The sequence below is a fragment of the Pseudoflavonifractor sp. HCP28S3_F10 genome, assembly GCF_052065415.1.
In the GTDB taxonomy this organism is placed as follows: domain Bacteria; phylum Bacillota; class Clostridia; order Oscillospirales; family Oscillospiraceae; genus Pseudoflavonifractor_A.
In genome coordinates this window covers 36189-49475 of record NZ_JBQHUB010000011.1, presented here as the reverse complement: position 1 = coordinate 49475, position 13287 = coordinate 36189, and the positions used below count along the sequence as shown (strand labels likewise).

13 protein-coding genes are annotated in these 13287 nt (G+C 65.9%); 10 read left to right on the top strand and 3 right to left on the bottom strand.

Features of this window, described 5'->3' with window-relative positions:
- Positions 1–30: 30 nt before the first annotated feature.
- Positions 31–1518, bottom strand: a complete 1488-nt coding sequence (malQ, locus tag ACTNBZ_RS06710; protein WP_441208899.1) for a 4-alpha-glucanotransferase — start codon at positions 1516–1518, stop codon at positions 31–33.
- A gap of 162 nt (positions 1519–1680) precedes the next feature.
- Positions 1681–4179, bottom strand: a complete 2499-nt coding sequence (locus tag ACTNBZ_RS06705; RefSeq protein WP_441208898.1) for an ATP-dependent Clp protease ATP-binding subunit — start codon at positions 4177–4179, stop codon at positions 1681–1683.
- Positions 4180–4390: 211 nt separating this feature from the next.
- Between ACTNBZ_RS06705 and ACTNBZ_RS06700 the strand changes: the two genes are divergently transcribed.
- From ACTNBZ_RS06700 to ACTNBZ_RS06685, 4 genes are all read left to right on the top strand, one after another.
- Positions 4391–4561, top strand: a complete 171-nt coding sequence (locus tag ACTNBZ_RS06700) for a DUF362 domain-containing protein (RefSeq protein ID WP_441208897.1) — start codon at positions 4391–4393, stop codon at positions 4559–4561.
- A gap of 153 nt (positions 4562–4714) precedes the next feature.
- Positions 4715–6043 carry a branched-chain amino acid transport system II carrier protein gene (gene brnQ / locus ACTNBZ_RS06695; protein ID WP_441208896.1) on the top strand — a complete coding sequence of 443 codons (1329 nt, stop codon included), beginning with the start codon at positions 4715–4717 and terminating at the stop codon, positions 6041–6043.
- Positions 6036–6515, top strand: a complete 480-nt coding sequence (locus ACTNBZ_RS06690) for a hypothetical protein (RefSeq protein ID WP_441208895.1) — start codon at positions 6036–6038, stop codon at positions 6513–6515. The genes brnQ and ACTNBZ_RS06690 overlap by 8 nt, the downstream gene beginning before the upstream one ends.
- Before the next feature lie 23 nt (positions 6516–6538).
- Positions 6539–7954 (top strand): amidohydrolase family protein, encoded by a 1416-nt coding sequence (locus ACTNBZ_RS06685; RefSeq protein ID WP_441208894.1) that lies wholly within the window; start codon positions 6539–6541, stop codon positions 7952–7954.
- 60 nt (positions 7955–8014) lie between these two features.
- Here ACTNBZ_RS06685 and ACTNBZ_RS06680 read toward each other — a convergent pair whose 3' ends face one another.
- Positions 8015–8953, bottom strand: coding sequence for a helix-turn-helix domain-containing protein (locus ACTNBZ_RS06680; protein ID WP_441208893.1), 939 nt, complete (start codon positions 8951–8953; stop codon positions 8015–8017).
- Between the two features lie 299 nt (positions 8954–9252).
- On the opposite strand from ACTNBZ_RS06680, the gene ACTNBZ_RS06675 reads away from it, so the two are divergent.
- Genes ACTNBZ_RS06675 through ACTNBZ_RS06650 form a run of 6 tightly spaced genes read left to right on the top strand, consistent with a single transcriptional unit; the run spans position 9253 to position 13253 of the window.
- On the top strand, positions 9253–9570 hold the full coding sequence (locus ACTNBZ_RS06675; RefSeq protein WP_441208892.1) for a (2Fe-2S)-binding protein: 318 nt from the start codon (positions 9253–9255) through the stop codon (positions 9568–9570).
- Positions 9567–10670, top strand: coding sequence for an NAD(P)/FAD-dependent oxidoreductase (locus ACTNBZ_RS06670; protein ID WP_441208891.1), 1104 nt, complete (start codon positions 9567–9569; stop codon positions 10668–10670). Before ACTNBZ_RS06675 ends, ACTNBZ_RS06670 begins: the two co-directional genes overlap by 4 nt.
- Positions 10654–11094: a 4Fe-4S dicluster domain-containing protein gene (locus tag ACTNBZ_RS06665; protein WP_441208890.1), complete on the top strand. Its 441-nt coding sequence runs from the start codon at positions 10654–10656 to the stop codon at positions 11092–11094. The genes ACTNBZ_RS06670 and ACTNBZ_RS06665 overlap by 17 nt, the downstream gene beginning before the upstream one ends.
- A gap of 1 nt (position 11095) precedes the next feature.
- Positions 11096–11374, top strand: coding sequence for a (2Fe-2S)-binding protein (locus tag ACTNBZ_RS06660; RefSeq protein ID WP_441208889.1), 279 nt, complete (start codon positions 11096–11098; stop codon positions 11372–11374).
- On the top strand, positions 11364–12521 hold the full coding sequence (locus ACTNBZ_RS06655; protein WP_441208888.1) for an NAD(P)/FAD-dependent oxidoreductase: 1158 nt from the start codon (positions 11364–11366) through the stop codon (positions 12519–12521). The genes ACTNBZ_RS06660 and ACTNBZ_RS06655 overlap by 11 nt, the downstream gene beginning before the upstream one ends.
- A gap of 12 nt (positions 12522–12533) precedes the next feature.
- Positions 12534–13253 carry a GntR family transcriptional regulator gene (locus tag ACTNBZ_RS06650; RefSeq protein ID WP_441208887.1) on the top strand — a complete coding sequence of 240 codons (720 nt, stop codon included), beginning with the start codon at positions 12534–12536 and terminating at the stop codon, positions 13251–13253.
- Positions 13254–13287 lie beyond the last annotated feature (34 nt).

Sequence of the window (13287 nt, the reverse complement as noted above, 5' to 3'; positions counted from 1 at the left end):
AAGTGCGCCGTCGGGGCCTCTTTATGCTGATTACAGGCAGCGGCGGTAGGTGCGGGTGAGCTTCCGCAGCTGGGAGGATACGTCGGGGTTGAAGGCGTCCTGCCGCACGCGCCAGCTCCAGTTCTGGGGACCCATGGTGCCGGGGGCGTTGATCCGGGCGTCGGCCCCCAGGCACAGCAGATCCTGCATGGGGGCAATGGCCAGCAGGGAGGGGGCGGCCCAGGCGCCCCGCACACCGCCCCAGCCAAAACCCTCGTCCTCCCGCAGGGTCAGGTAGTCAAAGGCATACTCCCGCTCAGCAGGCGTGGCTTCGTCAAAGAGCCACTGAACAAAGGTGGGTGTATCGTGGGTGCCGGTGTAGACGACGGAGTTGCGGGGACAGTTGTGGGGGAGATAGGCGCTTTCACCCGCCGGATCGAAGGCGTAGACCAGGATCTTCATGCCGGGCAGGCCGCTCTCGGCAATGAAGGCCCGGGCGTCGGCGTCCAGATCCCCCAGATCCTCGGCGATGAGCTCCAGGCCGGGGACGGTCTCCAATGCCCGCAGCAGCTCCATGCCCGGGCCGGGCTCCCAGTGTCCCTCCTTGGCGCTTTCGGCGGTGAGGGGGATGTTCCAGTAGGTGTGGAAGGCCCGGAAGTGGTCGATGCGGACCATGTCGTAGAGCCGGGCCATATGGGCGGCCCGGCGCTTCCACCAGGCAAAACCGGTCTCGCGGTGACGCTCCCAGTCATAGAGGGGATTGCCCCAGAGCTGGCCGTCAGCGCTGAAGGCGTCGGGAGGCACGCCGGCCACCGCCGATGGGCGGTAATCCTCATCCACCTGGAACAGGCCGGGCTCGCCCCACACCTCCGCCGAGTCAGGGGAGACATAGATGGGCAGGTCGCCGATGATGCGCACACCGTGGTCGTTGGCGTACTTTTTCAGCGCCTCCCACTGGCGGAAGAAGAGAAGCTGAAGGAATGCGTGATACTCGATCTCATCGGCCAGCTCCTCCCGCAGGGGAGAGAGGGCCTCACTCTGGCGGGTGCGGACGGCGTGGGGCCAGCTCTCCAGCTTGGCGCCGCCGAAGTGGTCCCGCAGGGCCAGGAAAAAGGCAAAATCGGGGAGCCAGAGGGCCTCGTCGGCCAGGAATTGCTCCAGCTCTTTGGCGTACTTGTCCCGGCCCCGCTCCCAGGCCTTCCGCAGCAGGGCGGGACGGGTCTTATGGAGCCAGGTGTAGTCCACCCGGTCCGGGTCGGGCCATTTGGCGCTCTCCAGCTCCTCGGGAGTGAGGAGCTCCTCCTCGGCCAGGGCGTCCAGATCCAGAAGGAGGGGGTTACCGGCGAAGGAGGAGGGGGACATATAGGGGGAGTCCCCGCCGCCGGGGGGAACGAGGGGAAGGATCTGCCAGTAATGCTGCCCGGCGTCGGACAGGAAATCCACGAAGCGGCGGGCTCCTGCGCCCAGGGTCCCGATGCCATAGGGGCCGGGGAGGGAAAAGACAGGGAGGAGGATGCCGCTGGAACGGTAGCTGAGCATGAAAAGACCTCCGATCATTGCGGCGCAAGGGCCGCGAGTCCTGTCTATTATAATGCATACGGAACAAAGCCGCAAGCCTTGAAAACCAAGTCTTGCGGCTTTGTTCACGTGCAGGGTTTTTGCTCAGTTTCGGGCAAAAACCTTGCACCACCCATCGGCGTGTCACTCCTCACCTGGGAATCCGGCGGGCGGCAGTGCCGGAGAGGGACCGGGGGAGCCGGTCCGCAGGACCAGCGCGCCCTCCCGGGTCTCCAGCCGGGCGGTATCCCCGGCTTTGAGCGCGCCGGAGAGCAGGGCCTCGGCGGCGGGGTCCTCCACCTGGGCCCGGATAGCCCGGCGCAGGGGGCGGGCCCCGCATTCGGGATCGAAGCCCAGCTCAGCCAGGGCGTCCAGCGCCGGGGGCGTCACCTCCAGCGTCACGCCCAGAGCTTTGAGACGGCCGGCCACGCCGTCCAGCAGCCGCCGGGCGATGGTGCGGATCTCTTCCCGTTCCAATTGACGAAAGACGATGATCTCGTCCAGCCGGTTGAGAAATTCCGGCCGGAACACCTGCTTCAGGTCCCCCATGACGGCCTCTTTCAGCTCGGAGAGAGGCCGTGTGTCCCCGCCGGAGGAAAAAGAGAAGCCCAGGCGGCGTCCCCCGGCGGTGATGCGCCCGGCCCCCACGTTGGAGGTCATGACGATGACAGTGTTGCGGAAATCCGCCCTGCGGCCCTGGGCGTCGGTGGCCATACCATCCTCCATGATCTGGAGCAGGATGCTCCACACGTCCTCATGGGCCTTTTCCAACTCGTCGAAGAGGACCACCGAGTAGGGGCGGCGGCGCACCGCCTCGGTGAGCTGTCCCCCCTCATCGTGACCCACGTAGCCGGGGGGCGAGCCGATGAGGCGGGAGACCGTGTGCCGCTCCATATACTCGGACATATCAAAGCGGATGAGGGCCTCCTCGCTGCCGAAGAGGGCGGCGGCCAGGCTTTTGCACAGCTCGGTCTTGCCCACACCGGTGGGCCCCAGAAAGAGAAAGGCCCCGGTGGGGCGGCCCGGCTCCTTCAGGCCCACCCGGCCCCGGCGCACCGCCCGGGCCACCGCGCGCACCGCCTCCTCCTGGCCCACCACCCGGCGGTGGAGCTCCTCCTCCAGGGCCAGCAGCCGGTCCTTTTCGTCCCGGGTGAGGGAGGTCACCGGCACGCCGGTCCAGCGGGAGAGAACGGCGGCCACGTCCTGGGCGGTGACCTGGCCGGCCATCTGACCGGTATGCCAGACGGCACGCTGCCGGTCCAGTTCCCGGCGGAAGTCATTTTCCGCGTCCCGGAGCATGGCGGCCTTTTCGAAGTCCTGGTTCCGGATGGCCTCCTCTTTTTCCCGGCGGGCGCCGGCCACCCGCTCCTCCAGAGCGCGCAGGACGGGCGGGGCGGCCTGGCGCTCCAGCCGGACCCGGGCGGCGGCCTCGTCCATGAGGTCGATGGCCTTGTCAGGCAGCCGCCGGTCGGCCAGGTAGCGCACCGAGAGGGAGACGGCGGCGTCCACCGCCTCGTCGGTGATGCGCAGGCGGTGATGGCTCTCATACCGGTCCCGTACCCCCCGAAGGATGGCGCGGGCGGTCTCCTCAGTGGGTTCGGCCACCGTCACCGGCTGAAAACGCCGCTCCAGGGCGGCGTCCTTCTCCACGTAGCGGCGGTATTCGTCGGTGGTGGTGGCGCCGATGATCTGCAGCTCCCCCCGGCCCAGGGCGGGCTTGATGATGTTGGCGGCGTCAATGGCCCCCTCGGCGGAGCCGGCCCCCACGATGTTGTGGAGCTCGTCGATGAAAAGGATGATGTTGCCCGCCCGGGTCACCTCGGAGAGGATATTTTTGAACCGCTCCTCGAACTCGCCCCGGTATTTGGTGCCCGCCACCATGGCGGACAGGTCCAGGGAGAGCAGCCGTTTGGCGCGCAGGTCCTCGGGCACGTCGCCGGCGGCCATGCGGCGGGCAAGCCCCTCGGCCACGGCGGTCTTGCCCACGCCGGGCTCGCCGATGAGGGCGGGGTTGTTCTTCCGGCGGCGGGAGAGGATCTGGATGACCCGCTCGATCTCCTCCTCCCGGCCCACCACCGGGTCCAGCCGCCCGGCGGCGGCCATGCGGGTCAGGTCCCGGGAGACCTGCTCCAGCAGCTTGCTGTCGTTGGCGGCGTACTCCCGCTCCGGCCGGGGCCGTCCGGCGGCGTGGTGGGGCGGAGGGGGATCGCCTCCCAGGGAGGCGGTAAGGTCGGCGGCGAGGCGCCGGGGGTCCTGGCCGCAGGCGGCGAGCACCCGGAGGGCCACGCCGTCTCCCTCCCGCAGCAAGCCCAGCAGCAGGTGCTCGGTGCCCACACAGGGCTGGCCCAGCCGCACCGTTTCCTCCAGGGCCAGCTCGATGATGTGTTTGCAGCGGGGCGTGAGCCCCTGGGAGGGCAGGTCTCCCGCCGCGCCCCGGCCCACTGCCCGGACGATGGCGGTGCGGAGGGCCTCCGTGTCCAGCCCCGCGGCGCGGAGCACCTGGGCGGCCACACCGTGCCCCTCCCGCAGCAGGCCCAGCAGCAGGTGCTCGCTGCCCACATATCCGTGTCCCAGCTCGGCGGCGCTCTCCTGGGCAAGGCGGAGGGCGGTCTGAGCACGCTGGGTGAATTTCGTCTCGTTCAACGGCTCACCTCGTTTCCGAAAGGTGTGAAATCGGTTCTGTTTTCGCCGGACGGGCCCCATAGGCATGCCTCTTTTCTGCGGTAAAGTAAAGGCGGACTGTGCCGCCGCGTTTCCAACAAAAGAAAATATACCCACATTTCAGTGAATTTAGCATTGCATTTTTGAAAATTCGTGTTACAATGTGACTAGCTTAAATTTGGAGGTGTTACCTATGGCCTATGTTATTGGTGGCGATTGCGTGAGCTGCGGCTCCTGCGCCGGCGCCTGCCCTGTGTCCGCCATCCACGAGGGTGACGAGCACTACGAGATCGACGCGAACGCCTGCATCGAGTGCGGCACCTGTGCCGACACCTGCCCCGTCGGAGCGATCTCCCAGGGCTGATTGATCCAGGACATACGGAAACGGGGACCTGTCCTTACGACAGGTCCCCGTTTTTTGTGCCCGCCTCCGGGGAAGCGGGCGGCCATTTACAACCGGCGGAAGATACGGTATACTGATGGAAAAATACATTCAGACAAAAGGGAGGAATGACCGGTGGACAGGCGGAAGGGGAGAGAGCTGCTCCTCATCGGATTCACACTGTTTTCCATGTTTTTCGGCGCGGGCAATCTGATCTTCCCGCCGGGCATCGCGGCCCGGGCGGGGACCATGACCTGGGCGGCCATGGCCGGCCTGGCGGTGAGCGCGGTGGGCCTGCCGGTGCTGGGCGTGGTGGCAGTGGCCCGCTCGGGGGGGCTGGACGCCCTGGGCGGACGGGTCCATCCCGCCTTTGCACGGATATTCACCATTCTGGCCTATTTGTCCATCGGCCCCTGTCTGGCCATCCCGCGTACTGCCAGCACTTCCTTCGAGACGGTGCTGCCGCTGGTCGGGGACGCAGCGCGCTCCCCTAGCCTGATCCGGCTGGTCTACTCGGTGGTCTTTTTCGCCGCTGCCCTGTGCCTGGCCCTGCGTCCGGAGAAGCTCACCGACCGGCTGGGAAAGATCATGTGTCCCGTGCTCATCGGGCTCATCGTGGTCACTTTCGCCGGGTGTCTGGCGGCCCCCCTGCCGGGGTACGGTCCGCCCTCCGCCGGGTTCGAGAACGCCGGGCGGGCGGCGGCGGCCGGCTTCCTGGAGGGGTATCAGACCATGGACACCATTGCCGCGCTGGTCTTCGGCATTGTCATCAGCCTGAACGTCCGCGCCAGAGGCGTGACGGATGAGAATGAGGTGGTGCGGACGACCGCCCGCGCCGGCGTGGTGGCCGGGGGGATGCTCCTGGTCATCTATTCCATGCTGGCCCACATCGGGGCGTTGTCCGGCGGGGCCTTTCCCGGGGCGGCCAACGGCGCCGGAGTGCTGACCCGGATCGTGTCCGCCCTGTTCGGGCCCATGGGCAGCGTGCTGCTGGCCGCCATCTTCGTCATTGCCTGCTTCAATGTGTGTGTGGGGCTTATCAGCTCCTGTGGGGAGTATTTTGCCCAGATCTGCCCCAAATTGTCCTACCGGCAATGGGCCGTGGTCTTCGCGGCGGTGAGCCTGCTGCTGGCCAACGCGGGACTGGACCGGATCCTGGCTTTCTCCGTGCCGGTGCTCAACGCCATCTACCCGGTGGCCATCGTCCTCATCCTGCTCTCCTTCGCGGACCGCTGGCTGGCGGGCCGTGACCGGGTCTATCCCGTGACCATCCTTTTCACCGGGGCGGCCAGCCTCCTCTTTGAGGCCGGACGTCTCGCCGGTATCGGTTTTCTTCAGTCCTTCCCTCTGGCGGAGGCCGGGCTGGGCTGGGTCCTGCCTGCCCTGGCCGGGCTGATCCTGGGCCTTTTCCTCTCCCGGGGGCAGGGCTGCCACAATGAAAAAAGGAGCGATCCCCATGCATGAACACCATTCCTGCGGCTGCGGCTGCCATGACCATCACCACGACCATCACGATCACCACGACTGCTGCGAGCACCATCACCGCCCCGGGGAGGGAGAGCTGACCCCCGCTATGGCCGACTTCCTCCACCACCTGGAGCACCATCACTATCTGCCGGTGGCCCGTTTCCTGGTGGAGAGCAGCGCGGAGGAGGAATTCTGCTCGGTGGCCCTGGCGCCGGTGTACCTCCGCTCCCCCGACGAGGACATGGCCTGCGTAAAAGAGACCGGCGCCATGCTGCTGGCCCTGGAGGAGATGGGATATCTCACCCTGGATTACGATTATCCTCTTGCGGGATACTCTTATAAAGAGTATAATGAATCCAAACTCTACGCTTATTTTTGCAGGACGGTGGCCGAGGGGGCGGAGAAAAACGGCTTCCTGGGCGACACGCCGGTCCTGGAGCTGGGCAGCATCGCGCCCGCTGAGAAGTAACGGACAGGAAAGAAGGAATACCCATGGAACAGCTCATCATCAACGCCGTCGTGGTGACGGTAGATCCCCAGCGCCGTGTCCTCTGGGACGGCGCGCTGCTCATCCGGGACGACCGGATCGCCGATATTGGCTCCACGGAGGAACTGAAGGCCAAGTATCCAGCTCCCCACCGCACGCTGGACGCCGCCGGAAAGGTGATTTTCCCCGGCTTTGTGAACAACCACACCCACCTGTTCCAGACCCTGCTCAAGGGCATCGGCGACGACATGGAGCTGGGAGACTGGCTCTCCCACATGATGTTCCCTGCCGCCGTCTACCTGGAGCCGGAGGATACCTACCATGCCGCCATGCTGGGCCTGTCCGAGGCGCTGCACAGCGGCGTGACCACCACGGTGGACTACATGCACTGCCACAGCAAGCCCGGCCTTACCGACGGAATCTGCCGGGCGGTGAAGGATCTGGGCGTCCGGGGCATCGTAGGCCGGGGCACCATGGATACCGGCGTGGAGTACGGCACCTGTCCCGACCTGTGTGAGAAGGTGGAGGACGTGGAGGCCGACCTGCGCCGCCTGTTCAAGACCTACCATAACACGGAAAACGGTAGACTGAAGATCTGGGCCGCCCCCTCCTCCATGTGGTCCAACTCCGACGAGATGCTGAAGATGCAGTGGCGGGTGGTCAACGAGTGCGGCGGCGGCTTCACCGTCCACGTGTCCGAGACCGAGTACGCCCGCATGGCCACCGAGTGGGTCCACGGCTGCAACGACGTGGATCTGCTGGAGAAGCTGGGCATCCTGGGCCCCAACGTGCTGGCCGTCCACTGCTGCTGGATCAGCGACAAGGACGTCGATCTGCTCAAGGCCCACGACATCAAGGTCTCCCACGACGCCTGCGCCAACATGTATCTGGCCGACGGCGTGGCTCCCGTGCCCCAGATGCTGAAAAAGGGCGTCACCGTGGGCCTGGGCCTGGACGGCGCGGCCAGCAACAACTCCCAGGACATGATCGAGCTGATGAAGTGCACCGCCCTGCTGCACAAGACCAAGACCCTGGACCCCATGGCCATCACCGCCGAGAAGGTGCTGGAGATGGCCACCATCGACGGCGCCCGCTCCATCGGCATGGAGGACGAAATTGGCTCCATCGAGGTGGGCAAGAAGGCCGACCTGGTGTTCTTCGACCCGGCTGCCAGCCAGAAGTCCACCCCCATGCACAACCCGGTGTCCACCCTGGTGTACTCCTCCAGCATCCAGAACATCTCCGCCGTCATGGTGGACGGCGCGCTGGTGCTGGAGAACGGCCGCCTGACCCGGGTCAGCGATGAGAGCGTCATCGCCAACGGCCAGCACTGCGCCGAGGCGCTCTGCCGCCGGGGCGGCATCACCAACCGCCGGGAAGGCCACAAGTGGGAGAGCTTTAAGGAGAAGAAGGAGAACTGAGAACGAAAAAAGCCGTCCCCGGTATTAGCGGGGACGGCTTTTTGTTATTTCGGGGACACTTCACGGGGCCTTTCGGTCCGGAAGTTCACCCAGGCCGCAGAGAGCCATATCCACAAGCAGGAAAAGGAGCGGCACGTAGTAGAGGTAGAGCGTGCTGCTGGGAAGGTGGTCGGCAGGCAGGGGCAGACCCAGGAACAGAACGTCCAGGAGGACCGTAAGGAGGTACCCGGCAAAGGAGAGCCAGGCCGCCCGGAAGGAGCCCTTCAGCAGACAGAGGAGGGAGAGGAGCAGCGGCAGCCCCAGAAGCTGGCGGGACCAGCACAGGGCGGGATCCAGGCGGAAAAACAGGCCCAGCAGCCCATAGAGCAGCAAAAGCGGACCGTGGGGGAGCCGCCGCAGCGCCCACGTCCGGGGCTCCTCCGGCCAGTGGGCCCGGAGTGTGAGCGCGGTGAGAAGCAAAAGCCAGCCCATCAGGAACAGGGAGATGAGAACCGCGCCGGGGGCATAATTGGTCCAGCGGCCGGGGTGCAGGCACAGCCGGAGGGAACAGGAGGTGCAGACCCGGCAGAAGAGCCAGGCAAAGCACCAGGCCGACCATCCCAGGGACAGTCCCGGATGATCCCGGTCTCCCAGGCAGATCATACCGGCCAGGATGAGCCACACCGTGCCGTAGAGCAGGGTGGTCCGGCAGAGCGGCAGGGAGAGGAGAAGCCCGCAGGCGAGCAGTACCCCGCCGGCCACGGTCCGTCCCCGGCGGGCGGGAGGGGAGGCCGGGACGGCCTGAGGTTCAGCGGCGGGGGGCGTATCCCCGGTCACCAGCTCATCCAGGGAGACGCCGAAAAGCCCGCTCAGGGCCAGAAGCTTTTCAAGCTCCGGGACGCTGGCGTTGTTCTCCCACTTGGACACCGACTGCCGGGAGACTCCCAGGGCCTCCGCCACATCGTCCTGCGAGAGCCCACGGGCCCGGCGGAGCTGATAAATATGAGTACCCAGATCCATGATCATACCTCCTGTCTTGCCGCCAGTATACCGGATAGGGAGGCGGTTGTCTATCAAGCGGACTTGATATCCGCGCAACTGGCGGTTGCGCGGGCCATAATACGCGGATGACCGCACAATAGGTCAAAAAGGTTGTAAGTACCATGTATTTGGCGGGGAAGCACGGAAGAGAGCGGATAATATTCAAAAGAACCAGGATATTCGCAAAAAGTCCCACTCAGGGATTGCCTTTTGCGTCGGCATCATGTATACTGAAATAAAGTTGTACGTACAAATTTAGAAACCGGGAGGCGAAAACCATGTGTATGCACATCAGCGAGCATCCTGTGGCGGACTATCCGGAGCGGGAGCGGGTGTCCTTCCTCTTTGACGGACGGCCCATGACCGGCCTGGCGGGCCAGCCCATCGCGGCGGCCCTGCTGGAGAACGGCGTCAGCGTGTTCCGCCATACTCACAAGAGCGGCCAGCCAAGGGGGCTGTTCTGCGGCATCGGCCAGTGCAGCGACTGTGTGGTGGTGGTCAACGGCCGGCCCAACGTGCGCTCCTGCGTGACGCCGCTGGAGGCGGGAATGGTCATTGAGACCCAGATGGGACTTGGAAAGGTGGGAAAGGCATGAGACAGGTCGATCTTCTGGTGGTGGGCGCCGGTCCGGCCGGTCTGGGCGCCGCCATCGAGGGGGCCCGCCGTGGGGCGAAGGTCCTGCTGGTGGACGAGAACCGGACCGCCGGGGGCCAGCTCTACAAGCAGATCCACAAATTCTTCGGCTCGGGAGCCCACTACGCGGGCACCCGGGGGTATCAGATCGCGGAGCTGCTGCTCTCCCAGGCGGCGGAGCTGGGGGTGGAGACCCTGCTGGACACCCGTGCCCTGGGCCTGATGGACGACGGCAGCGTGTCCATCCTCCATGAGGGAAAGCTGGAGGCAGTATATGCCGGGAAAGTGGTGCTGGCCACCGGCGCCAGGGAGAACGCCCTGGCCTTTCCCGGCTGGACGTTGCCGGGGGTCATGACCGCCGGCGCGGCCCAGACCTTCAGCAATGTCCACGGTACCCTGGTGGGGCGGAATATCCTGACGGTGGGCTCGGGCAACGTGGGCCTCATCGTGTCCTACCAGCTCATGCAGGCGGGAGCCGAGATCCGGGCGCTGGTGGAGGCCGCGCCCCGCATCACCGGCTATCTGGTCCACGCGGGCAAGCTCCAGCGGGCGGGGGTGCCCATCCGCACCGCCCACACCGTGGTGGAGGCCAGGGGAGACAAGCGGGTGGAGGAAGCGGTCATCGCCCGGGTGGACGAGAGCTTCCGGCCCATCCCCGGCACCGAAGAGACCGTCGCCGTGGACACCATACTGCTGGCGGTGGGCCTCAATCCCCGGGCCGACCTGTCCGCCATGTTCCGCTGTGAGACGGCCTATGAGGGCGGCCTGGGCGGGCTCATGCCCATCCATGACCAGTACATGCGCAGCAGCAACCCCCAGGTCTATGTCTGCGGGGACCTGGCGGGGGTGGAGGAGGCCAGTACCGCCCTGGAGGAAGGGCGGCTGGCCGGAGTCCACAGCGCCATGAGCCTGGGGTTTGCCCAAAAGGGAGACGAGGGGCGCATGGCAGAGCTGCAGGAGAGCCTGTGCTCACTCCGGGGCGGGGAGCATGCCCGCCGCCGGCTGGACGCCAAGAAGCGCATCATGGAGAAGGGAGGGGCCTGCTATGCCGGACGGGAATAAGAAGGGCACAGTGCTGCTGGAGTGCTGTCAGGAGATCCCCTGCAACCCCTGCGCCACAGTCTGCAAGACAGGGGCCATCACCAAGGAAACATTGAACAGCTGCCCGGTGTTCCACCCGGAGAAATGCGTGGGCTGCAAGCTCTGCGTGGCGGCCTGTCCGGGACAGGCCATCTTCTTCCTGGAGCCGGAGGATGAAAACGGGATGGTGGGGGTCACCTTCCCCTATGAGTATCTGCCGCTGCCCGAAGTGGGGCAGGAGGTCACCGCCGTGGACCGGATGGGGCAGCCGGTGTGCCCGGCGAAGGTGCGCTCGGTGGAGACGCGGAAGGCCTATAACCGCACCGTGCTGGTGACGCTGGAGGTGCCGGCGGGGCACGCCGGTGAGGTGCGCTTTATGAAACGGCTTGGCCGGGAGGTGGAGTGAGATGGACGACCGCGATATCCTGATCTGCCGCTGTGAAGAGGTCACCCGGGCCGATGTGCTCCGGGCCATCGACCAGGGCTGCCACACGGTGGAGAGCGTCAAGCGGGCCACCCGGGCGGGCATGGGGGCCTGCCAGGGCAGGACCTGCGGCCGGCTGATCCAGCAGATCCTGATGAGCCGGGGCTTCCAGACCCCTGAGACCATCCGGGCAGACAAACCGCGCTTTCCCATCGTGCCCTGCGATGTGGACGCGCTGGGAGGAGACGGGCATGAGAGATAAATACGGAGCCATCGTCATCGGCGGAGGCTATTTCGGCTGCGCCAGCGCCTATTTCCTGGCCAAGGCAGGGGTGCCGACCCTGCTGCTGGAGGAGAAGGAGGTCTCCCGGGGGGCGTCGGGGGCCAACTTCGGCAACGTGCAGGTGCAGGACTCCGACATGGGCCTGAGTTATGAGCTGACCCTGGCGGGCTTTGGGCGGATGAAGACCATGGAGCGGGAGCTGGACAGCGACATCGGCTTTCAGCTCCACGGCTCCATCATCGTGGCCGAGCGGGAGGCCCACCGGCCTGAGCTGGAAAAGCTCTACCGGGAGAAAAAGGACGCGGGGCTGGACATCCGCTGGCTGGAGGGGCAGGCCCTCTATGACCTGGAGCCCAACCTGGCCCCGGGCACGGCAGTGGCGGCCACCTATTTTGAGCAGGGGCGGATCTACCCCTTCCACTACCTCTACGCCCTGGTGCGCCAGGGAAGAAAGTACGGCCTGGAGGTACGGGAGTTTTCCGCGGTGGACAGCCTGCTGCTGGAGGGCGGGCGCTGCACCGGCGTGATGCTCCGGGACGGGACCACCCTGCGGGCCGAGCAGGTGGTGGTGGCCGCCGGTTCCGGCACCCGGAAGCTGTGCGCCACGGCGGGGCTGGACGTGCCCGTCCTGTCGGTGAAGGCGGAGGCGTTTGTCACCGAGGCCATCGCCCCCTTCATCCACACCTACTATTCCTCGGCGGCCTTCTTTGCCGAGGCACACAGCCAGGAGCACGCCGCCATCTCCCTGTGCGTGGGACAGAGCCATTACGGCAATCTGCTGGTGGCCGAGACCACCAAGCCCCATAATTGGGTGGCGGAGGAGCGGCAGGACTGCACCTCCCTGGAGCACTGCCGGGGCGTCCGGGAGCAGCTGCTCCACTTCTTCCCAGCGCTGGAACACGTCCAGGTCCTGCGCAGCTGGGCGGTGGCGTCCCCCTTTACCGAGGACCACAAGCCGGTTTTTGGCCGCAGTCCCGTCCCGGGGCTCATCATCGCCGCCGGCTTCAAGAGCGCGGCGGTGCTCTCGGCGGTGGTGGGAGAGTGCGTGGCCGGGCTGGTGAGCGGGGATTCCTGCCCCTGGGACCTGAGTCCTTTTATGCAGAAGGTAAAGCCTCTGGCTCCCTGAAAGGAGACGACCATGGGAAATGAGAAACGTTCCCGGCTGTGGAACCAGACCTATCAGGTCCTGCTGAACAAAATCCGGACCATGAAGCCGGGGGAGAACCGGATGGAGCCGGAGGAGGAATTGACCCGCAGCCTGTCGGTGAGCCGGGCCACCGTGCGGGAGGCCATGCAATCCCTGGTGCGGGAGGGGTATATCACCCGGCGGCACGGGAAGGGGAATTTCGCCCACCCGTCGGTGATGGGCCTGCGCCACCGCATCGACCTGACTGCCGATTTCCTGCAGCTCATTCGTACAGCGGGGGAAGAGCCGGTGTGCCGGAACCTGCGCTGCGGCTACGCCCCAGCGGGGGAGACCATGCGCGCTGTGTTCCCCGGCCCGTGCGGGACGGTGTATGAGCTGTTCTGGCGCTATTCCCTGGGGGAAAAGGATATGATCTTCTGCAAGATCTCTTTCCCGGAGGAAGTCTTGACGGAAGAGCCTCAGCCGCCCCGTCAGAACGAGACTCTGGCGGACTGGATGGCCCGGTACTGCGGGCGGGACTTTGCCTACTATGCCGCCCATCTGCGGTGCAAAGCCGATGAGGATGCCAACTGGGCCCTGGGCCTGCCTGCCGGAACCGTGGTACAAAACTGGCAGGAGATCGTATACGACCTGTCCGACCGGCCGGTGGCCTTCTGCGATGTGTTCTTTCACCCGGAGCATATGGACCTGTCCATGGTCCTGCGGCCGTGAGCAAAAGGGCAGAGCTTCGGGATAAGAGAACCGC